The 20,822-nt window shown below is 68.6% G+C and carries 22 protein-coding genes; 9 read left to right on the top strand and 13 right to left on the bottom strand.

Annotated features, from left to right (window positions below; all coding sequences use genetic code 11):
* Window position 1: 1 nt before the first annotated feature.
* Genes CQY20_RS19760 through cobN form a run of 4 tightly spaced genes read right to left on the bottom strand, consistent with a single transcriptional unit; the run spans window position 2 to window position 4,886 of the window.
* Window positions 2-475 carry an FxsA family protein gene (locus tag CQY20_RS19760; RefSeq protein ID WP_174814780.1) on the bottom strand — a complete coding sequence of 158 codons (474 nt, stop codon included), beginning with the start codon at window positions 473-475 and terminating at the stop codon, window positions 2-4.
* A gap of 42 nt (window positions 476-517) precedes the next feature.
* Window positions 518-904, bottom strand: coding sequence for a PPOX class F420-dependent oxidoreductase (locus CQY20_RS19755; protein ID WP_097941784.1), 387 nt, complete (start codon window positions 902-904; stop codon window positions 518-520).
* Between the two features lie 6 nt (window positions 905-910).
* Entirely contained in the window at window positions 911-1,294 is a 384-nt protein-coding gene (locus CQY20_RS19750; protein WP_097941783.1) for a PPOX class F420-dependent oxidoreductase, read from the bottom strand.
* A 19-nt stretch (window positions 1,295-1,313) separates the two neighbouring features.
* On the bottom strand, window positions 1,314-4,886 hold the full coding sequence (gene cobN, locus CQY20_RS19745) for a cobaltochelatase subunit CobN (protein WP_097941782.1): 3,573 nt from the start codon (window positions 4,884-4,886) through the stop codon (window positions 1,314-1,316).
* Window positions 4,887-4,955: 69 nt separating this feature from the next.
* Between cobN and CQY20_RS19740 the strand changes: the two genes are divergently transcribed.
* Window positions 4,956-5,381, top strand: a complete 426-nt coding sequence (locus tag CQY20_RS19740; protein ID WP_133119090.1) for a hypothetical protein — start codon at window positions 4,956-4,958, stop codon at window positions 5,379-5,381.
* Window positions 5,382-5,709: 328 nt separating this feature from the next.
* Window positions 5,710-6,618, top strand: coding sequence for a TauD/TfdA dioxygenase family protein (locus tag CQY20_RS19735; RefSeq protein WP_272938822.1), 909 nt, complete (start codon window positions 5,710-5,712; stop codon window positions 6,616-6,618).
* An 8-nt stretch (window positions 6,619-6,626) separates the two neighbouring features.
* Here the strand turns inward: CQY20_RS19735 and CQY20_RS19730 are convergent, their stop codons facing one another.
* Complete coding sequence (locus CQY20_RS19730; RefSeq protein ID WP_097941779.1) at window positions 6,627-6,950, bottom strand: hypothetical protein; 324 nt, start codon at window positions 6,948-6,950, stop codon at window positions 6,627-6,629.
* A 152-nt stretch (window positions 6,951-7,102) separates the two neighbouring features.
* Here CQY20_RS19730 and cobG point away from each other — a divergent pair, with 152 nt between their 5' ends.
* Genes cobG through CQY20_RS19710 form a run of 4 tightly spaced genes read left to right on the top strand, consistent with a single transcriptional unit; the run spans window position 7,103 to window position 11,406 of the window.
* Window positions 7,103-8,227, top strand: a complete 1,125-nt coding sequence (gene cobG / locus CQY20_RS19725; RefSeq protein WP_097941778.1) for a precorrin-3B synthase — start codon at window positions 7,103-7,105, stop codon at window positions 8,225-8,227.
* A 9-nt stretch (window positions 8,228-8,236) separates the two neighbouring features.
* The gene (locus CQY20_RS19720; protein WP_097941777.1) at window positions 8,237-8,863 is read left to right on the top strand and encodes a precorrin-8X methylmutase; all 627 of its coding nucleotides are present in this window, start codon (window positions 8,237-8,239) and stop codon (window positions 8,861-8,863) included.
* Window positions 8,860-10,326, top strand: coding sequence for a precorrin-2 C(20)-methyltransferase (locus CQY20_RS19715; RefSeq protein ID WP_097941776.1), 1,467 nt, complete (start codon window positions 8,860-8,862; stop codon window positions 10,324-10,326). The genes CQY20_RS19720 and CQY20_RS19715 overlap by 4 nt, the downstream gene beginning before the upstream one ends.
* A 15-nt stretch (window positions 10,327-10,341) precedes the next feature.
* Complete coding sequence (locus CQY20_RS19710) at window positions 10,342-11,406, top strand: phosphotransferase family protein (RefSeq protein ID WP_097941775.1); 1,065 nt, start codon at window positions 10,342-10,344, stop codon at window positions 11,404-11,406.
* On the opposite strand, the gene CQY20_RS19705 is transcribed toward CQY20_RS19710, so the two are convergent.
* Genes CQY20_RS19705 through CQY20_RS19690 form a run of 4 tightly spaced genes read right to left on the bottom strand, consistent with a single transcriptional unit; the run spans window position 11,384 to window position 14,823 of the window.
* Complete coding sequence (locus CQY20_RS19705; RefSeq protein ID WP_097941774.1) at window positions 11,384-12,118, bottom strand: cobalt-precorrin-6A reductase; 735 nt, start codon at window positions 12,116-12,118, stop codon at window positions 11,384-11,386. The genes CQY20_RS19710 and CQY20_RS19705 overlap by 23 nt on opposite strands.
* Complete coding sequence (gene cobM / locus CQY20_RS19700) at window positions 12,115-12,870, bottom strand: precorrin-4 C(11)-methyltransferase (protein WP_097941773.1); 756 nt, start codon at window positions 12,868-12,870, stop codon at window positions 12,115-12,117. Before cobM ends, CQY20_RS19705 begins: the two co-directional genes overlap by 4 nt.
* Entirely contained in the window at window positions 12,867-14,045 is a 1,179-nt protein-coding gene (cbiE, locus tag CQY20_RS19695) for a precorrin-6y C5,15-methyltransferase (decarboxylating) subunit CbiE (protein WP_174814781.1), read from the bottom strand. The genes cobM and cbiE overlap by 4 nt, the downstream gene beginning before the upstream one ends.
* 28 nt (window positions 14,046-14,073) lie before the next feature.
* Window positions 14,074-14,823 (bottom strand): decaprenylphospho-beta-D-erythro-pentofuranosid-2-ulose 2-reductase, encoded by a 750-nt coding sequence (locus CQY20_RS19690; protein WP_097941772.1) that lies wholly within the window; start codon window positions 14,821-14,823, stop codon window positions 14,074-14,076.
* 35 nt (window positions 14,824-14,858) lie between these two features.
* Between CQY20_RS19690 and CQY20_RS19685 the strand changes: the two genes are divergently transcribed.
* Window positions 14,859-15,269, top strand: a complete 411-nt coding sequence (locus tag CQY20_RS19685) for a F420-dependent biliverdin reductase (RefSeq protein ID WP_097941771.1) — start codon at window positions 14,859-14,861, stop codon at window positions 15,267-15,269.
* Between the two features lie 336 nt (window positions 15,270-15,605).
* Here CQY20_RS19685 and CQY20_RS19680 read toward each other — a convergent pair whose 3' ends face one another.
* From CQY20_RS19680 to CQY20_RS19670, 3 genes are read right to left on the bottom strand one after another with little or no spacing between them, the layout of a single operon-like run.
* Window positions 15,606-16,487 (bottom strand): DUF732 domain-containing protein, encoded by an 882-nt coding sequence (locus tag CQY20_RS19680; RefSeq protein ID WP_097941770.1) that lies wholly within the window; start codon window positions 16,485-16,487, stop codon window positions 15,606-15,608.
* A 14-nt stretch (window positions 16,488-16,501) separates the two neighbouring features.
* Window positions 16,502-17,638: a M24 family metallopeptidase gene (locus CQY20_RS19675; RefSeq protein ID WP_097941769.1), complete on the bottom strand. Its 1,137-nt coding sequence runs from the start codon at window positions 17,636-17,638 to the stop codon at window positions 16,502-16,504.
* A 10-nt stretch (window positions 17,639-17,648) separates the two neighbouring features.
* Complete coding sequence (locus tag CQY20_RS19670) at window positions 17,649-18,038, bottom strand: VOC family protein (protein WP_097941768.1); 390 nt, start codon at window positions 18,036-18,038, stop codon at window positions 17,649-17,651.
* Window positions 18,039-18,067: 29 nt separating this feature from the next.
* Between CQY20_RS19670 and CQY20_RS19665 the strand changes: the two genes are divergently transcribed.
* Window positions 18,068-19,027 carry a 5'-3' exonuclease gene (locus tag CQY20_RS19665; RefSeq protein ID WP_097941810.1) on the top strand — a complete coding sequence of 320 codons (960 nt, stop codon included), beginning with the start codon at window positions 18,068-18,070 and terminating at the stop codon, window positions 19,025-19,027.
* A 70-nt stretch (window positions 19,028-19,097) separates the two neighbouring features.
* Window positions 19,098-19,997: a hypothetical protein gene (locus tag CQY20_RS19660; protein WP_133119089.1), complete on the top strand. Its 900-nt coding sequence runs from the start codon at window positions 19,098-19,100 to the stop codon at window positions 19,995-19,997.
* A 5-nt stretch (window positions 19,998-20,002) separates the two neighbouring features.
* On the opposite strand, the gene CQY20_RS19655 is transcribed toward CQY20_RS19660, so the two are convergent.
* Window positions 20,003-20,740: a DUF4333 domain-containing protein gene (locus tag CQY20_RS19655; protein ID WP_097941766.1), complete on the bottom strand. Its 738-nt coding sequence runs from the start codon at window positions 20,738-20,740 to the stop codon at window positions 20,003-20,005.
* Between the last annotated feature and the right edge of the window lie 82 nt (window positions 20,741-20,822).

Raw genomic sequence — 20,822 nt, 5'->3', positions numbered from 1 at the left:
GTCAGTCCGGATGGCGGGGCAACTCGCGAGGCGTGACGTCGACGACGTCGACCACTTCACCGTCGATGTAGTCCCCGCGGTCGCGGGTGCGGGCGGCGCGGCCTGCGGCGGCGGTCGCGACGGTGATCACCGGCATGCGGCGCACGGCCATGGCGGTCAGCACCGGGCGGGCGGCAGCGCGGGTCGGCGGAAGGAGCAGCAGCAGCCCGGCTGCCGTGGTCACCAGGCCGGGAACGAACACCAGCACGGTGCCAAGCGCCACAAGCGCACTGTCGGTGATCGCGCCCTGCGGCGTGGCAAGCCCGGTCTGCAGACGGCGAAGATGACGTTTGATCTGCGAACCGGCCAATACGAAGCCCAGCACTGAGGTGGCCAGCAGGACAAGCACCGTCCAGCCGAACCCGATCGTGGAGATCAGCGCCACGACCGCCGCCAGCTCGACGACCAGGTAGATCAGGAACAGCCGCATCGCCATAGTCTGCCAACGTGTGGGCCTGCCGTGGGGTTCCGGCGTCGGCTAGCCTGCGGCGGTGACTTCGATCGCGGCGTGCACCTTGTTGACGCCGCCGCGCAGGAGGGCCTGCGGGATGAAGTACCACGCGTGATGCCAGTAGCGCCTGACGATCTTGTCGAACACCCGCCGCGTCTCGCGGTCCGGCAACATCCGCGCGGTCGCCTCGACCGGCTCACCCTTCGGCTTGCCGAGCGCGCCGGCTTTCTGGATGGTCACCCGCGGCGTGTTGTTGATCCGCTTGGTCTTCCATGATCCGTCGTCGGTGATGATCAGCAGCTTGTCGCCCTCGGGCACACCCCACACCGTCGTCGGCTTGGGCTTGCCGTCCTTGGTGAACGTGGTGAGCAGCAGGTACTTCTCCCGGTAGACGTCGGTGAAGGTCGGTGCCATACCCCTTCAGTTCACCGGTTTCAGGTGAAACGAAACGTTGTTCTTCATGCCGCCGCGCAGCTTCGAGAAGACGTTGAAGGTTTTGCCCAGCAACCCGTAGCGCTTGCCGATGGCGTCGTAGGTGGCGCCGTTCGCGGATTTGTCGAGGATCGTGGCGACGGCTTCGACGGCCTCGCTTTTCGGGTTTCCCCTGCGGTCGCACACCGCGATGGTCACGCGAGGGGTGTTGCGGATGCGCTTGACCTTCCACGACTTCTCCTGCGTGATCGCCACCAGGCCGTCGCCGTCGGGCGCGGCCCAGATCGCGGTGGGCTTCGGCCGCCCGTCCTTGGTGAAGGTGGTCAGCAGAATGTATTCGCTCTTGGCGACGTCGGCGAAGGTGACAGGCACGGCTTCAAGGTAGCGTGCGTCAGCCTTCCAGGTGGCCCTCGGTTTCCAGCAGCACCTGGCGCAGCCCGTCGAGGGTTTCCGCCTCCGGTTGGGCCCACATTCCCCGGTCGGCCGCCTCGAGCAGCCGTTCGGCCATGCCGTGCAGCGCCCACGGGTTGGACTCGGCCATGAACTTGCGGTTCTCGTCGTCGAGCACGTAGGCCTGCGTCAGCTGCTCGTACATCCAGTCGGCCATCACACCCGCGGTGGCGTCGTAACCGAACAGGTAGTCGACGGTGGCGGCCATCTCGAAGGCGCCCTTGTAGCCGTGCCGCCGCATCGCGGTCATCCAGCGCGGGTTGACGACCCGCGCCCGGAACACCCGCGTGGTCTCCTCCGACAGCGTGCGGGTGCGCACGGCGTCGGGTCGGGTGTTGTCGCCGATGTAGGCCGCGGGCTCCTGCCCGGTCAACGCGCGCACGGTGGCGACCATGCCGCCGTGGTACTGGAAGTAGTCGTCGGAGTCGGCGATGTCGTGTTCGCGGGTATCGGTGTTCTTGGCCGCCACGGCGATTCGCCGGTACTGGCGGCTCATGTCGTCGGCGGCGGGCGCACCGTCCAGTCCGCGGCCGTAGGCGAAGCCGCCCCATGCGGTGTACACCTCGGCGAGGTCGGCGTCGTCGCGCCAGTTGCGGCTGTCGATCAACTGCAGAAGTCCGGCGCCGTACGTGCCGGGCTTGGAACCGAAAACCCTTGTGGTGGCGCGGCGTCGGTCGCCGTGTTCGGCAAGGTCGGCGTCGGCGTGGGCCCGCACATAGTTCTGGTCGGCGGGCTCGTCGAGGTCGGCGACCAGTTGCACCGCGTCGTCGAGCATGGTGACCACGTGCGGGAAGGCGTCGCGGAAGAACCCCGAGATCCGCACGGTGACGTCGATGCGGGGTCTTTTAAGTTCGGCGAGCGAGATCGGTTCTAGGTCGACGACGCGACGGGAAGCTTCATCCCATATCGGCCGAACACCAAGCAGGGCAAGCACTTCGGCGATGTCGTCGCCGGCCGTGCGCATGGCCGAGGTGCCCCACACCGAAAGGCCGACCGATTGCGGCCAGCGGCCGTAGTCCTTGCGGTAGCGCTCCAGCAGCGAGTCGGCCATCGCGCTGCCGGTCTCCCACGCCAGCCGCGAAGGCACCGCCTTGGGGTCGACGGAGTAGAAGTTGCGTCCGGTGGGCAGCACGTTGACCAGTCCGCGCAGCGGTGAACCCGACGGGCCCGCCGCGATGAACCGGCCGTCAAGAGCACGCAGGATCTGCTCGACCTCTCCCCCGGTCTTCCTCAGCCGGGGCACCACCTCGGTGGTGGCGAACCGCAGGATGGCCGCGACGTCGCGGTTGTCGGTCAGACCATCGACCGCGGCCGGGTCCCAGTCCGACTTCTGCAGCTCGGAAAGCAGTGCGCGGGCACGGGTTTCGGCCTCGTCGACGGCGGCGCGGTCGTCGGTGCCGTCCTCGGTCAGCCCGAGCGCCTGCCGTAGGCCCGGCACCGTCTGATCGCCGCCGAACAGCTGCCGGGCGCGCAGAATCGCGAGCACCAGGTCGAGTTCGGCCTCGCCGGCCGGGGCTTGCCCCAGGATGTGCAGGCCGTCGCGGATCTGGACGTCCTTGATCTCGCACAGCCAGCCGTCGACGTGCAGCAGCATGTCATCGAACGAGTCATCGTCGGGGCGCTCCTCGAGGCCCAGGTCGCGGTCCATCTCGGCGGCGCGTATCAGCGTCCAGATCCGCTGGCGGATCGCGGGCAGCTTGCCGGGGTCGAGCGCGGCGATGTTGGCGTGCTCGTCGAGCAGTTGCTCCAAACGCGCGATGTCGCCGTAGGTTTCGGCGCGGGCCATCGGCGGGATGAGGTGATCGACAAGCGTGGCGTGCGCCCGTCGCTTGGCCTGCGTGCCCTCCCCAGGGTCGTTGACGAGGAACGGATAGATCAGCGGCAGGTTGCCCAGCGCGGCGTCGGACGCGCACGCCGCCGACATGCCCAGCGTCTTGCCGGGCAGCCACTCCAGGTTGCCGTGCTTGCCGAGGTGCACGACGGCGTCGGCGCCGAACCACTTGTCGATCCAGTGGTAGGCCGCAAGATAGTGATGGCTCGGCGGCAGGTCGGGGTCGTGGTAGATGGCGACCGGGTTCTCCCCGAACCCGCGCGGCGGCTGCACCATCAGCACGACATTGCCGGACTGCAGTGCGGCGATGACGATCTCGCCTTCGGGGTCGTTCGTCCGGTCGACGAACAGGTTTCCCGGAGCGGGTCCCCAGTGCTTTTCCACCGCCTCGGTGAGCTCGGCGGGCAGCGTGGCGAACCACGCGCGATAGTCGTTGGCGGACACCCGGATTGGATTGCCGCTCAGTTGGCCTTCGGTGAGCCAGTCGGGGTCCTGGCCGCCGCGTTCGATCAGGGCGTGAATCAGCGCGTCGCCGTCCTGCGCGTCGACTCCCGGTATGTCGCCGATGTCATAGCCGGCGTCACGCATGGCCCTCAGCAGCACCACAGCGCTTGCAGGGGTGTCCAATCCGACGGCGTTGCCGATGCGGGCGTGTTTGGTCGGGTACGCCGAGAACACCACCGCGATTCGTTTGTCCTGCGGGGCGACGGCGCGAAGCCGGGCGTGTCGCACCGCCAGGCCTGCGACGCGCGCGCAACGCTCCGGGTCGGCGACGTAGGAGATCAGTCCTTCGTCGTCAATCTCCTTGAACGAGAACGGAACCGTGATGATGCGCCCGTCGAACTCCGGCACGGCGACCTGCGTGGCCACATCAAGCGGGCTGAGCCCGTCGTCGTAGTCGTACCATTGCGACCGCGAGCTGGTCAGGCATAGCCCCTGCAGGATCGGAATGTCCAGTGCGGCAAGGTGTGCCACGTTCCAGGTGTCGTCGTCCCCACCCGCGGAGACGGTGGCGGGAACGGCTCCGCCCGCGGCCAGCACGGTGGTCACCATCGCGTCGGCCGTCTTCAGCAGCTCCAGCATGTCCGGTTCGGCGGCGCGCAGCGACGCGCAGTACACCGGCAGCGCCCGGCCGCCGGCGTCTTCGATTGCGTGACACAGCGCCTCGACGTAGTCGGTGTTGCCCGCCAGCTGTTGAGCCCGGTAGTAGAGCACCGCGACCGTCGGCCCGTCGGTGTCTTTGGCGTCCCGCTCCAGCACGCCCCAGCTGGGGATGTGCACCGGGGGCGCGAACCCGAACCCGGTCATCAGCACGGTGTCGCACAGGAACGCGTGCAGCTGCCGCAGGTTCTCCACACCGCCCTGCGCGAGATAGATGTGGGCCTGCAGGGCCACGCCCGCCGCGACGGTCGAGTGAGCCATCAGATCTGCGTCGGGGGTCTGCTCACCGCTGACGACGACGGTCGGCACACCGCTGCCCACGACGGTGTCGATGCCGTCCTGCCAGGACCGGTAGCCGCCCAGGATGCGCACGACGACGAGGTCGGCACCGGTCAGCTGTTCGGCCAGCTCCCCCTCGACCAGCCGCGACGGGTTGGCCCACCGATACTGCGCACCGCAGGAACGCGCGGTGATCAGGTCCGTGTCGGACGTCGACAACAGAAGGATGGTGGGCGCTGGCACCCCCCATTCCTATCGCATGCTCGGAATTCGCCGGGCCCCCGGTGCGTTTGTCACTACGCGATGAATTGTGTGACGTGCGGGGAGGCGATTCTTCCCGAGCGAGCCGAGATGGGCTTCACCTACTGCACCAAGCGAGAATGTGTGCGGGCGAACGCGCGTGGCTTGCGCGTGATCGAGATCGGCCAGACCAAGACCAACCCGGAGTACGTGGTGCTGGAGGGCGCGGCGGGCGAGCGCGCGCTGAAGGACATGCGCGAGGGCAAGTACCGCCGCGACCCGGTGGTCGTCAAGCGGGAACGACCCGCACAGAACTTCGAGGTGCCCAAGGTCCGGTTCCGGAAGCCGACCGTGCGACGGCCGCAGCCGAATCGGGTGAAGTTCGTTCAGGCGCTTCAGGCGCAAGGCTACGGCGTCGACGAGATCGTGCGCCGCGGCGCCTACATGAACCTCACCCGCAGCGAGGTCATTCGCTACATGACTGCGCGCCGACGCTAGCCGGCCCTAGTTGTTGCCCCAGCGCTGCTTCCACGTCTGCGGATACGCCGGACCGGTGATCGCGGTGAGGGCCACTATGACTGCTGCAAAGGCGAGGAGTTCAAACATCGTCGTCCCTTCCGTGGCTGTTGTTAGACACGCGTGCAGTAGGTAGAACCTACGACAGCGAGGCGAGAATTTGACCGCTTCGTGTGGCACGGAACACACCGGCGGCTGTTGTGATGCCGGTCACACCGGATTCGGCAGATCGAGTGGCTTCCTGGGTCAATTCCGTTCTGCGCGAGCGAAATACTGGTCGGTCCGCCCGCCCGACGCTTTGCTTGCGGCTGTGCAAGTCATCAAGCTCGGCGCCCACATCGGCGCGCGTATCGACGGTGTGCGGCTAGGTCCTGACGTCGATCCCGCAACCGCGGGCAAGATCAACGCGGCCCTGCTCGAACACAAGGTGATCTTCTTTTCCGGCCAGCACCATCTCGACGAGGAGGGGCAGCTGGGGTTCGCGCGCACACTGGGCGTGCCCACCACCGCCCATCCAACGGTGACCTCGCGCGGCACACGCCTGCTGCCCATCGACTCGCGCTACGACAAGGCCAACAGCTGGCACACCGACGTCACCTTCGTCGACCGGATTCCCAAGGCGTCGATCCTGCGCGCGGTGACGCTGCCCGCCTACGGCGGAACGACCACATGGGCCTCGACCGAGGCCGCCTACCAGCAGTTGCCCGCTCCGCTGCGCGCGCTGGCGGACAACCTGTGGGCGCTGCACACCAACCAGTACGACTATGCGGCGCAGACGGCCGCCGACCTCGAACTGACCGCCGAGCAACGCCAATACCGTCAGGAGTTCGTCTCCGACTACTACGAGACCGAACATCCGGTGGTGCGGGTGCATCCCGAGACCGGGCGGCGAGTGCTGCTACTCGGCCACTTCGTGAAGAGGTTCATCGGTTTCGGCTCGGCAGAATCGGCGACGATCTTCAACGTGTTGCAGGCGCGAATCACCAGGCTGGAGAACACAATTCGATGGAACTGGGAGCCCGGCGACGTGGCCATCTGGGACAACCGCGCAACCCAGCACTACGCCGTCGCCGACTATGACGACCAGTACCGCTACCTCAGCCGGGTGACGTTGGCGGGCGACATCCCGGTGGATATCCACGGCACCCCGAGCCGCGCCGTCGTCGGCGACGCCTCGCAGTACTCGGAGGTGGTGGCGCCGGTGCCGCTGGCCAGCTGAAGCGGCGGCTACAGGCGGTCCATCTCCCGCGACATCGCGGAGTACTCCAGGTAGGCCAGCCGCTGTGGGTAATGCTTTGGCGGATGCCTGCGTTCGGGCCTGACGAACATCGCATGCACCGCGCTGGCCATCCGGTGTGCGACGTTGGGGCGGCGCGCCGGCGTCAGCGCGGGTGCCGAGCCGAACATCACCTGTTGCTCGGTAATCAGCGGGACGTTCTTCGTCGACGGTTCGACCTGCGGAGCCTGCGTGGCCTCGGTTGGCGTTGGGTCGGCCTCGGCGGGCTTGGCGGCCTGGGCGGCCTTGGCGGCCTTGTCGTCCAACTTGCTCATTTCACCATCTCCAACCCTCGAGGAGCCTTTGCCGGGACCGCGAGCTCCTTATGTTTGGAAAACTAAGAATCCGCACGCGCCGATGCACGCGTAGTGCACTACTCCAATCGCGCGTCAGCCCCGCTGCGGCGCTACGCGTAACGTGAAGCCCGATGGCCCGAACCCGTGACCAGGACGCCTGCCCCGGCGCGCTACAGGTGCACCGGGCCGCCGACGGCGCTCTTGCCCGGGTCAGGCTGCCGGGAGGCATGATCGAACCGTCCCAGCTCGAGGCGCTGGCGCACGCCGCCACCCGGTTCGGCTCGCCGGACATGGAGCTGACGTCGCGGGGCAACGTGCAGATCCGCGGCATCCAATCCGACGCCGCCGCCACCGATCTGGCCGAGGCGATCGCTGCGGCGGGGTTGCTGCCGTCGCCGACCCACGAGCGGGTCCGCAACATCGTCGCCTCACCGCTGTCGGGGCGGCTGGGCGGTTGCGCCGACGTCCGCGAGTGGGTGCTCGAGTTGGACGACGCGATCCGCGCCGAGCCTGCGCTGGCCGGTTTGCCCGGCCGGTTCTGGTTCGCCGTCGACGACGGCCGCGGCGACGTCTCTGGCCTCGGCGCCGATGTCGGCGTGCACGTCTGCGGGGATTCCGTCGCGGTGCTGCTCGCCGGCAGCGACACCGGCGTCCGCATCGCATCGACCGACGTCGTGCCCACGCTGATCGCGATCGCGCACCGCTTCGCGGCCACCCGCGGAACCGCTTGGCGCGTCGCCGAACTCACCGACACCTCGGCGCTGATCGACGGCCTGCCCTCCTCGGTCGAGCCGGGCGACAGGTGGGAGCCGGTCACCCGCCCGCCCGTCGGTTGGATCGTTCAGGACGACGGTCGCGTCGCGTTGGGCGCGGCCGTGCCGCTGGGCGTGCTGCAGGCCCGGGTCGCCGAGTACCTCGCGGCGATCGACGCGCCGCTGGTCATCACGCCGTGGCGTTCGGTGCTGGTCTGCGACCTCGACGACGGGGTGGCCGACGCCGCCGTGCGGGTGCTCGCGCCGATGGGGCTGGTGTTCGACGAGAACTCCCCGTGGCTGGACCTCACCGCCTGCACCGGAAGCCCCGGCTGCGCGCATTCCGTCGCCGACGTCCGCGCCGACGCCGCCCACGCGGTGGGCGAGCCGAGCACGACGCACCGGCACTTCGTCGGCTGCGAACGCGCCTGCGGCAGCCCGCCCTTCGGCGAGGTGCTGATCGCGACCGGACACGGATACCGGCTGCGCACAGCGTCCCCGTAGGGTGAGCGGGTGCTCGACTACATCCGCGATGCCGCTGAGATCTACCGGCAGTCGTTCGCGACGATCCGCGCGGAGGCCGACCTGTCCCGGTATCCCGACGACGTCGCCCGCGTGGTGGTCCGCCTGATCCACACCTCCGGACAGGTCGACGTCGCCGAGCATGTCGCCTACAGCGACGACGTGGTCGCCAAGACGCACGCCGCGCTGGCGGCTGGCGCGCCGGTGCTGTGCGATTCGTCGATGGTCGCGGCGGGGATCACGAGGTCGCGCCTGCCCGCCGACAACGAGGTCGTTTCCCTGGTGGCAGACCCGAGGGCGCCCGACATGGCCGCCCGCCTCGGCACCACACGGTCGGCTGCTGCGGTGGATCTGTGGGCCGACCGGATGGGCGGCGCGGTGCTGGCCATCGGCAACGCGCCGACCGCCCTGTTCCGGCTGCTCGAACTGGTCGACGACGGCGCGCCGACGCCGGCGGCCGTGCTCGGGGGTCCCGTGGGCTTCGTCGGATCGGCTCAATCCAAACAGGAACTGATCGACCGGCCGCGCGGCATGGCCTACCTCGTCGTGACCGGTCGGCGCGGCGGCAGCGCGATGGCCGCCGCCGCCGTCAACGCGATCGCCAGCAACGCCGAATGACGGACCGCCGCGGCACACTCTGGGGCGTCGGGCTCGGGCCCGGCGACCCGGAACTGGTCACGGTCAAGGCCGCGCGCGTGATCGGCGAGGCCGACGTGGTCGCCTACCACAGCGCAAGGCACGGACGCAGCATCGCCCGCGGTATCGCCGAGCCGTACCTGCGGCCGGGCCAGCTCGAGGAACACCTGGTCTATCCGGTCACCACCGAAACCACCGACCATCCAGGCGGATACGCCGGCGCGATGGAGGACTTCTATCACGAAGCCGCCGAACGCATCGCCGCCCATCTGAACGCGGGCCGTGACGTCGCGCTGCTCGCCGAGGGCGACCCGCTGTTCTACAGCTCCTACATGCACATGCACAACCGGTTGACCGAACGGTTCAACGCGGTGATCGTGCCGGGGGTGACGTCGGTGAGCGCCGCGTCGGCGGCGACCGGCACTCCCCTCGTTCAGGGCGACGAGGTGTTGACCATCGTGCCGGGCACACTGCCGCCCGACGAGCTTCGTCGCAGGCTCGGCGACACCGACGCCGCCGTCGTCCTCAAGTTGGGCCGCTCGTATCCCGCTGTGCGCGAGGCGCTTTCGTCTGTGGGTCGGCTGGACGCGACGTACTACGTGGAGCGGGCGAGCACACCAGGCCAGCGAGTGCTGCCCGCAGGAGACGTCGATGACGGCACGGTGCCGTACTTCTCGCTGGCCATGCTTCCCGGCGGCACCCAACGCCAGGCGACCGTGGGCAGTGTCGCCGTCGTCGGCCTCGGCCCCGGCGACACGGAGTGGATGACCCCGCAGAGCCGCCGCGAACTCGCCGCGGCCACCGACCTCATCGGCTACGGCCCGTATCTCGACCGGGTGCGCCCCCGCCCCGGCCAGCGCCTGCATCCCAGCGACAACACCGACGAACCCGCCCGCGCCCGGCTGGCGTGCAGCCTCGCCGAAGAGGGCCGCGCCGTCGCGGTGGTGTCATCCGGCGACCCGGGCGTGTTCGCGATGGCGACGGCGGTGCTCGAGGAGGCCAAACAGTGGCCGGGCGTCGCGGTGCGGGTGGTCCCGGCGATGACTGCCGCCCAGGCGGTGGCCAGCCGCGTCGGCGCGCCGCTGGGCCACGACTACGCGGTCATCTCGCTGTCGGATCGGCTCAAGCCGTGGGAGGTGATCGTCTCGCGGTTGACGGCTGCGGCCAAGGCCGACCTGGTGTTGGCGATCTACAACCCCGCCTCGAAGACCCGCACCTGGCAGGTCGGCGCGATGCGGGACCTGCTGCTCGAACACCGCGACCCCGGCACACCCGTGGTGATCGGCCGCGACGTGTCGGGCCCGCGCGAAGAGGTGAAGATCGTCCGGCTCGCCGACCTCGACCCCGCCGAGGTGGACATGCGGTGCCTGCTGATCGTCGGATCGTCACAGACACAGTGGTATGACGATCGGGTGTTCACGCCCCGCCGCTACCCCATGCTCTGATACTGTCCGGCAGCCATGAGCATTCCACGTGGACCCCGAGATGTAACGCCAGCGTGGCTGGGCTCGGCGGTCGGCGCCGACGTGGCAGCGGTCGAGGTGACGCCGATCGGCACCGGTCAGACGGGGGCCACCTACCGGGTGCGCGCGAGGTATCGCGGCGCCACCGAGCTGCCGGAGACGTTCGCGGTCAAGCTGTCCGCCCAGGACGACGCCGTCAGGGAACGCGTGGCGCTCGGCTACCGCTCGGAGGTCGAGTACTACGCGCGGGTCGCCGACCGGATGAGCATCCCGGTGCCCTCCTGCTTCTACTCCGAGATCTCCGATGACGGGGCCGATTTCGTGCTCGTGCTCGCCGACATGGCGCCGGCGGTGCAAGGCGACCAGATCGCCGGGTGCAGCGCTGCGGAGGCGGCGTTGGCGGTCGAGGCGCTTGCCGGTCTGCACGGCCCGAGCTGGTGTGACCCGCAGTGGATGGCGTTGTCGGGCATCGTAATGCCCAAACCGGGAGACGACGCCGCAGCGGCGGGCCTCGGCGAGATCTCGCAGATGGCAGCCAACATCCTGATCGACAAGCTGGGCGACGACATCAGCGCCGAAGATCGCGAAACACTCATCACCGCAATGGGATTGGTGACGCCGTGGCTGATGGCCGAACCAGGCCGCTACGCGCTCATGCACGGCGACTACCGGCTGGACAACATGCTGTTCGACCCGGACCACACACGCGTCACGGTGGTGGACTGGCAGACGGTCGGCATCGGGCTGCCGGGCCGCGACCTCGCCTACTTCACCGCGACCAGCCTCGATCCGGATGTGCGGGCGCAAGTCGAGCGCGATTTGGTGTCGCGCTACCACCGTGCGCTACTCGGCTACGGGGTAACCGATTACGACTTCGAGACCTGCTGGCGCGACTACCGCCTCGGGGTCGTGCAGGCGCCGCTACTCACCGGCTTGGGTTTCGCGTTCGCGGCCTCCACCGAGCGCGGCGACGAGATGATGCTGACCATGCTGCGGCGCGGCTGCCGGGCGATCCGCGAACTCGACACGCTGGATCTGATCAAGTCCTACCAAGCGATCTGACCCACTCCTCTGCGTCGGCGACGGTGGTCACCGCCGTGACGTCCGGCGGCAGCGCGGGCCGATCCACCATCACGACCGGGACGCCGAGCGCCGCCGCGGCGTCGAGTTTCGGTCGAGTCATGGCGCCGCCGCTGTTCTTGGTCACCAGGCAGTCGATGCGGTATCCGGTGAGCACGGAGTGTTCGTGGTCGTAGTCGTACGGGCCGCGCGACAGCAGGACTTCGTGGCGACGCGGCAGGGTGTCGGCGTCGGGCGCGGTGACGGCGCGGATCAGAAACCACGCGTCGACGTCGCGGAACGCCCTTGTGCCGGATCGGCCCGTGGTCAAGAAGATTCTTGAAAAGTTCTTCTCTGCAACCGTTTCGGCGGCCTCTGTGTCGGACTTCACCACGATGGCGTTGCCCGGATCCCATGCGGGTCTTGCCAGCACGACGTGCGGCAGTCCCATGGCCGCGCACACCTCGGCGGCGTGCGCGGTGATGGTGGCGGCGTATGGGTGTGTGGCGTCGACGACCGCGTCGATGCCCACGTCAGCCAGATAGCGCCGCATCCCGTCGACGCCGCCGAACCCGCCGATGCGCACCTCGCCGATCGGCAGCGCCGGATCGGGTACGCGGCCGGCCAGTGAACTGATCACCTCGATGTGCGGATGCAACCTTTTCGCCAGTGCCCGCGCTTCACCGGTGCCGCCGAGCAATAGCACACGCGTCAATGTCGGGCTCCCCGAGTGCGATTCGCCGAATACAAGTAACTGTCGGTGAAACCCTCGGCGGCCAGTACATCGCCCACCACGATCACTGCCGTCTTGGTGATGCCTGCCGCATGCATCTCCTGCGCCACGCCCGCCAGCGTGGTTCGCAGCACGGCCTCTTTCGGCCAACTTGCGAACGCGACTACGGCGCAGGGTGTTTCCGCCCTATATCCGCCCGCAAGGAGCTGCGGGACGATGGCGTCGATCTGTGCGGCGGCAAGGTGCAGCACCAGCGTCGCTCCCGGCGCAGACAGCGTTAGCAGGTCCTCACCCGGCGGCATCGCCGTCGACAAGGTCGCGACGCGTGTCAGCGTCACGGTCTGCGCGACGCCGGGCACGGTCAGTTCACGTCCTAGCGCGGCCGCGGCGGCCGCGAAAGCCGGTACCCCCGGCACGATTTCGTAGTCGACGCCGAGCGCGTCGAGGCGGCGGCACTGCTCGGCAAGCGCACTGTAGAGCGACGGGTCGCCGGAGTGCAGCCGCGCGACGTCGAGGCCCGCCGCGTGCACGTCGGCGAGCTCGGCGATGATCTGGTCGAGCGTCAGCGGCCCGGTGTCGACCACTTTGGCGTCGGGCGGGCACAGCGCCAGCAGGTCGTCGGGCATGATCGAACCCGCGTACAGGCAGACGGGGCAACTGCTCAACAGCCGCTGGCCGCGCACGGTGATCAGGTCGGCGGCGCCGGGACCCGCGCCGATGAAGTAGACGGTCATACCTTGGTGACTCCCCACTGCGTCACGGGCATCGCGGGACGCCAACCGGTGAACTTGCCCAGCGGCTCACCGTGATAGTGCTGGAAGCGGCTCAGTTCGCCGCCGACACGCGAATGCCATTGCGCCAGCACGCCTTCGGATTCGGCTGTGACAGCGTTGGCGACAAGCCGGCCTCCCACCGGGAGGCGTTCGTAGCAGGCGTCGAGCAGACCGGGCTGCGTGAGGCCACCGCCGATGAAGATCACCGAAGGCGGCGGCGCGGAGGCGAACGCCTCGGGCGCGCCCGGACGCACGTCGACGCTGACGCCGAACGCGACCGCGTTGTCGGCGATCCGTTTGCGGCGCTGCTCGTCGCGTTCGAAAGCCACTGCCCGGCAACCGAATCCGCTGCGGCACCATTCGATCGCGATGCTACCCGAACCCGCACCGACATCCCACAAGAGTTCACCCGGCCGTGGTGCGAGTGCGGCCATCGTCACCGCCCGCATCGGCTGCTTGGTGATCTGGCCGTCGTGGGCGAATGAGTCGTCGGGCAACGCCGAGAACTGCCGGTCGTCGGGCAGGTAGCGCACGGCGATGACGTTGAGGTTGTCGACGTCGCCCGGTGGGCGGGCGGCCCACTCGCGGGCCGTGGCGGAGCGCCGACGCTCGGCCGATCCGCCGAGTTGTTCGAGCACGGTGATCTCTGAATCGCCGCGGCCGGTGGCGGTGAGCAGCCGCGCCAGTTCGGCAGGGCTCGTGGCATCGCGTGACATCACCACGGCCTGCCCGCCGCGGCGCACCGCGGTATGCGGTTCGGCGGTGACCAGGCTGATGATCTCGGTGTCCTGCACCGCCCAGCCGACCCGCGAGCATGCCAGGGTCACCGACGACACGTGCGGCAGCACCGCCACCTTGTCCTGCCCGTACAGCCGGATCAAGCTGCCGCCGACGCCGTGCAGCAGCGGATCGCCGCTGGCCACCACGTGCACGTCGGCGTCGACGCCGTCGAGAAGGGTGCGCAACGCGGGCATCATCGGTGACGGCCATGGCCGCCGGACCGCCGAGACGGTGTCATCGAGCAGATCCAGCTGGCGCTGGGAGCCGAAAATGACTGTGGCTCGGCGCAATTCGTCACGTGAAGCCGGTGCCAGCCCGGCCATCCCGTCGGCGCCGATACCGACGACGATGATCATCGGCGCCCTCGGCTCATTGCGCAATCGCTCACCGCGGCATCCTCCGCCACATGAATTGCGGAAGCAACTTCATCACCGCGAACAGCGGTTGCAGCATCCACGGGACCCACACCGTGCGACGGCCCTTGGCCAGCGCCTGCGCGGTGGCGGCGGCGACCTGCTGGGGCGTGCTCGAGAACGGCGCGGGCTTCATGCCTTCGGTCATCCGGCCGATCACGAACCCGGGCCGCACGACGAGCAGACGCACGCCGGTGCCGTGCAGCGCGTCGGCCAGGCCGCTGCAGAAACCGTCCAGCCCCGCCTTGGCCGACCCGTAGACGTAGTTGGCGCGGCGCACCCGCACGCCGGCAACCGAGGAGAACACCACGATGGCGCCCTGCCCCGCCGTCCTCATGGTGTCGGCCAACACAGTCAGCAGGCTGGCCTGGGCGACGAAATCGGTGTGCAGCACCGCGGCCGCATGAGCGGGATCCCTCTCGGCGCGGGCCTGGTCGCCGAGCACGCCGAACGCCAGCACCGCGGTTTTGATGCGGCCGTGGTCGGCCACGATCGACGACACCAGCGCCTGGTGTGAGCCGAGGTCGTCAGCGTCGAACTCGCGGACGTCGACCTTGGCGGCGCCGGCCTGGTCCATGGCGGCGACCTGATCGGGGAGGCGGTCGGCGCCGCGGGCGGCCAGCACGACGGTCGCGCCGGGAGCGAGCAGGCGCGCGAGTTCGATGCCGATCTCGCTGCGCCCGCCGAAGATCACCACGGCTCCCTTACTCGTGTCGTCCACGGCTGCGATTATTGCCTGCGCTAGTTTGGGAGCCGATGGCGAATGCGACGACCCGGCTGACCAACGACGCGTTGGCGTTCCTGACCGAACGCCATCTCGCGATGTTGACGACGCTGCGGGCGGACAATTCGCCGCACGTCGTTGCCGTCGGTTTCACATTCGACCCGAAGACGCACATCGCCCGGGTGATCACCAGCGGCGGCTCGCAGAAGGCCGTCAACGCCGAGAAGCGCGGCATCGCCGTCCTCAGCCAGGTCGACGGCGCCCGGTGGCTGTCGTTGGAGGGCCGGGCGACGGTCAACACCGACCCCGAGGCCATCCGCGGCGCCGAGCTTCGCTACGCGCAGCGCTATCGCACCCCGCGGGTCAACCCGCGGCGGGTCGTGATCGAGGTCCGGGTCGAGCGGGTGCTCGGCTCGTCGGAGCTGCTGGACCGCGGCAACTAGGTTCGCCCGCGTCTGCACGCCGGGGTCCGCTCCCCTCGCCCTCCCTCGCGCGGCCTGTCCCGCTTCCCCCGCTCTCGGTCGCCGAACGTGAAGATTTCGCGAGAATTCGCGCCGAAATTGGCAGAGGCTTCACGTTCGGCGCTTTCTTTCGGCGTCGCGCGCCCGTCGCGCCCTCCTCGCCTGCCGCGCCCTCCCGGCCCGTCGCGTCCCTCGCCGAACGTGAAGATCTTGCGAGATTCCGCGCCGAAACCCGCAGAAACTTCACGTTGGGGCGGCGACTAGCGCCCGCCTCACATGCCACCGCCCAACGCCACCCTGACAGGGGGCGCCGCGTGGTTACTCGCCGAGGTGAATTTCGATGCCGCCGCGCCGCAATTGCTCGAAGTTGTAACTGAATTCGCCCCTACGGCCGATCGAGACGACGTAGCGGTCCTGTCCCTCGGTGATCGGGAAGCTGAACGAGAACCGGCAATTCACCTCGTCGCCATGCCCTTCGCCGAGCGTCGTGGTAGCGAGGATCTCCCCCTTGCCGTTCTTGACCATGACTTGGGTGCCGCTGCCGACGTCGGAGTATCCGCGCACGCCGTGGCACTTCCCGTCGCTCGCCTCGATCGAGCTGAAGAACGGCTTCGATGTCTCGATCAGCACGAATGAGCCTGTCGCGGTGGCGGTTTCGAGCACGCGAAAGCCGTCGGAGAACTCCGGGCAGAAGGCGTCGACAGCGAGTTTGTCGGCGGGCAGCCCCTGTTGTGGCCCGCCGTCGCCAAGCTCCCTGCACACCTTCTTGGCGTGGGCCAGTGCGTTGGCGTCGGAGTTGAAGCCCTCGAAGAAGCCGGCGTCCTTCAGCGCCGCGAGGAAGTCGTGCTCGGTCGACACCGGTTTGTCGCGCGGCAGCAGCAGACCCCAGACGACGGCTGCCGCCATCACCAGGACCATCGTCGCGATTCCGGTGGCCAGCCAGGTCGACCGGATACTCGACTTGCTGGGCGGCGGAACGTCGAGGTACGCCGGAAGCAGCCTGCCGCCGTCGGGGTCGGTCGTCTCCTTTTTCCCGTCGCGGACACGGCTTGTCGGCCGCCCCGCGACGAAATACCGGCCCTCATGACGCGCGGTGGGATCGGGCCGCCATCCCGATTTGGGGACGCCCTCCTTCAGCGCACCGCAGTTCGGGCAGACGTCGGTCTTGCCGACTACCGATCCGCAGAACGGGCACGACATCGTCGGCTTGCTGTCTAGTGCCGCACCACGATCAGTTCGTGCGGCCGTTGGTTCACCGGTTCGGCACCGTCGGCGGTGACGATGACGATGTCCTCGATCCGCGCGCCCCACTGGCCCGGGAAGTAGATGCCCGGTTCGACGGAGAACGCCATGCCTTCCTCGAGCCGAAGATCGTTGCCCGCGACGATGTACGGCTCCTCATGCACCGACAACCCGATGCCGTGGCCCGTGCGGTGCACGAACGCCTCGGCAAGACCCGCCTCGGCGAGCACGTTACGCGCCGTCGCGTCCACCTCCTCGGCGCTGACGCCCGGCCGCACGGCCTGCACCGCCGCCTGCTGCGCGCGCTGCAAAACCGCATAGCGTTGTGCCACTTCAGGATCCGGCTCGCCGATGCTGTAGGTCCGCGTCGAGTCCGAGTTGTAGCCGGGTTCGTACGGCCCGCCGATGTCGACGACGACGATGTCGCCTTCCTGCAATTGCCGGTCCGAGCATTCGTGGTGCGGGTCGGCGCCGTGCGGGCCCGATCCGACGATGATGAACGCCACCTCCGAATGGCCCTCTGCGACAATGGCTTCGGCGATATCAGCGGCCACGTCGGCCTCGGTCCGGCCGGGCACCAAGAACTCGGGCACCCGCGCGTGCACCCGATCGATCGCAGCGCCCGCCTTACGCAACGCATCGATCTCCGCTGCGTCCTTGATCATTCGCAGCCGTCGCAACACATCGGTGGCCAGCACCGGCACCCTGCCGAGCACATCGGCCAACGGCAGCAGATGCAGCGCCGGCATCGAGTCCGTGACGGCCGTCGCGCGCGGCTCACCGTCACCCGATGCGCCCAACGCATCGGCCACCAACCGGTACGGGTCCTCGCCGTCGACCCAGTCCCGCACCGCGATTCCCAGTTCGGTTGCCGCCGACTCCTTCAGCGACGCCAACTCCAACCGCGGCACCACGATCGTCGGATCACCCGCGGCGGGCAGCACCAACGCGGTCAACCGCTCGAACGTCTGCGCCCGCGACCCGATCAGATAGCGCAGGTCGTATCCCGGGGTGATGACCAACCCGGCCAGGCCGGCATCGGCGGCGGCCGCCGATGCGGCTCGAAGTCGCTGGGCGTACACGTCGGTGCTGAATCGGGCCGCAGTCATGAAAATAAGGCTAGTCCGAATAGCTGGCGACCTCGATCAGGTTGCCGTCCGGATCACGGCAGTAGTGCGACGTCATCGCGCCGAGCGCGCCGATCTTCTGCACGGGGCCCTCGGTGACCGTCACACCGCACGTCCGCAGGTGCTCCCCCACCTCATCGGGGGCGATCTCGGTGATGAAGCACAGGTCCAGCGAACCGGGCGCGTCGACCTCGCCCGTCGGCCAATTCGGCGCCCCCGTCGGCCGCACATTGATCTTCTGCTCGCCGAACCTCAGCGCCAGCCGGCCGTCGCCGAACTCTTCCCGGCGCATGCCCAGCACCCGGACGTACCAATCGACGGTCGCATCGACGTCACGGCAATTCAGCACTACGTGGTCGATTCGATTCACGGAGAAGGCCATGACTCACGCTACTGTCAGTGACCGTGTCCGTGTCTGCTCCCCTCGTTCTGCTCGACGGCGCCAGCATGTGGTTCCGCTCCTACTTCGGGGTGCCGTCATCGATCACCGCACCCGACGGCAGACCCGTCAACGCCGTCCGAGGCTTCCTCGACGCCGTTGCGACGGTGATCACCCGCGAGCGCCCGAACCGGCTGGTCGTCTGCCGCGACGACGACTGGCGCCCGCAGTGGCGCGTCGATCGCATCCCGTCCTACAAGGCGCACCGCGTCGCCGAGGAGGAGCCCGAGGGCGAGCCCGACATCGAGGTGGTCCCCGACGACCTCGTCCCGCAGATCGACATGATCATGGAGATCCTCGACGCCTTCGGCATCCCGACCGCGGGCGCAGCCGAATACGAGGCCGACGACGTGTTGGGCACGCTGGCCGCGCGCGAACGCACCGACCCGGTTGTCGTCGTCAGCGGCGACCGTGACCTGCTTCAGTTGGTCCGCGACGAACCCGTGCCGGTGCGGGTGCTCTACCTCGGGAGCGGCCTGGCGAAGGCGACCAAATGGGGACCTGTCGAGGTGGCCGACAAATACGGCGTCCCGATCGACCGCGCAGGGCCTGCATACGCCGAACTGGCGTTGATGCGCGGCGACCCGTCCGACGGACTGCCCGGTGTGCCGGGCATCGGCGAGAAGACCGCCGCGACGCTGCTGGCGCAGTACGGCTCGCTGGACGCCATCCTCGCCGCCGCCCATGATCCGAAGTCAAAGATGTCCAAGACATATCGCAAGAAACTGCTCGCGGCCACCGACTACATCGAGGCCGCGGGCCCGGTGGTGAAGGTGGCCACCGACATCGACATCGACTTCTCCACGCGATCCGACCAATTGCCGCTGTCGGCCGAGCATCCGCGCAAGGTCGTCAAGCTCGCCGAGCAGTACGGCGTGACGTCGTCGATCGGTCGGCTGCAGAAAGCTCTTGACGAGCTCCCGGATCCCTAGGTCTGCTTGAGGCATGCGTCGGGGGGCATCGGCATTCGCAGCGGCAGTGATCGTTTCGAGCGCGGTAATGATGCCTTCGCAGGCAGAAGCCGCCGAATGCCCGCCGCCGGACGCCAATCAGGGTCTGTTGAAAGCGTCCGACTTCATCGTCAACGCCATCGACCCAGCAGAGGCAGGCCCGGGATCCGATGCCGCCGCAGCCCTCTGTTCGGTCGCGGCCGCCGCGTTCCAGCCGGCAAGTGGCACGATGGGCGGTGACCACTACACCGTGCTCAAGGTGCTCGTCGGCACCGCGACCTCCGGCGACGGCGACGCGTCCGTCGACGCGTTCCTCACCCGGCTCGGACCGCAAACGCGCAACGGCACCGTCGACCTCGGCGGCCGCGTCGTCGACGCGTTCGTTACAGCGGCCGGTGACGGCTACGCCTACGCGGCCGGACCGACGGTCGTCATCGGATACATCACGCCAGCACGGTCATACGGCACGAGCGGCGCGACGACGCAGGAACCCGCGAAGATCGCCTACTGCAGGGTCATCGCGGCGGACGGCGGTGCACCGCTGCCCGACGATGTGCGGCCGCGCTACGGCCCGGAGTCCTATCCGCTGGGCACCGGCAACTACACGTCGCCGGGCGATCCCGGCTGGATCTTCTTCAGAAGCGACGCCTACAAATCCGGGGCCGCGCCAATGCACTGCGGGATCGCGCCAAGCGGCACCACCGCCGGATGTGACGTCGTGCCCTCCGAACTCGCGCCACCGGACACCAACCAAACCGTCGTCGACGAAAACGGTGCGCGTTATATTCGTTCCGACACAACGACTTTCACACGCAACGTCGACGCGCTCGTCGAAGGTCACCGACTACAGAACGGCCCTGCGGTGTGCTGGATGGGCTACCAGGGGTCAGTGCATTGCGAGATCGGCGAGCACGGGTTCACCCTCGATCACCGTTACGCGACACTGCAATAGCTGGCCTACTTCGGCCTGCCGACCTCGTAGGTGCCCTCGTCGTCCTGGAACGTCACGGTCACCTGACGCTTCGTGCCGTCGATGCTGACCTCACAGTTGAACGTCTCGCCCTTCCTGACGGTCGGGCTCTCGCCGTTGTTGCACTTGACGTCCTTGACGTTCTTGGCGCCGTAGCCGTTGGACTCGTCGGTGAGGATCTGCTGCACGCCCTGCTGCGCGGCGTCGACGTCCAGCTTGGTCGTGACGAAGAAGCCGGGCTTCCAGAAGCCGAGCACCAGCACCACCGCGACGATCACCGCCGCGAGCAGGCCGATGATCCCGCCGATGAGGGCCAGCGAGCGCTTGGAGCCCTCCGCGCCCTCGGGCGCACCGAACTGGCCGTACTGCCCGAACTGCCCAGGCGGCTGGCCTGGGGGCTGGCCGTACTGGCCGGGCGGCTGGCCGTACTGGCCGGGGGGTTGCTGACCGTACTGCGGGTAAGCCTGCTGGGTGTAGTCCTGCGTGGGCGGCTGACCGTACTGCTGCTCGGTCGGCGGGTACTGCTGCGGCGGCGCGTACGGCTGCCCTGGTTGCTGATACGGGTACTGCTGCGGCGTGTAGGCGGGCGGCTGCTGCTGCCACGCGGGCTGCTCCTGGCCGGGTGCCGGCTGCTGCCACGCAGGCTGTTGGGTGGACGGGTCGCTCGACGGCTGGTCCTGACCCGGCCATGGCTGCGTCTGGTCAGGTCCCTGCGGTCCGCTCATCGAATCCTTACCTTTCTTGAAGGGTGTTTGGGGTCGTCGGCCTTAGGCTTCGAATCACCCAGGGATGTCGGGTATGGCTTTC

Source organism: Mycolicibacterium agri (assembly GCF_002553505.1).
In the GTDB taxonomy this organism is placed as follows: Bacteria; Actinomycetota; Actinomycetes; order Mycobacteriales; family Mycobacteriaceae; genus Mycobacterium; species Mycobacterium agri.
This window is presented reverse-complemented; position numbering and strand designations above follow the sequence as displayed.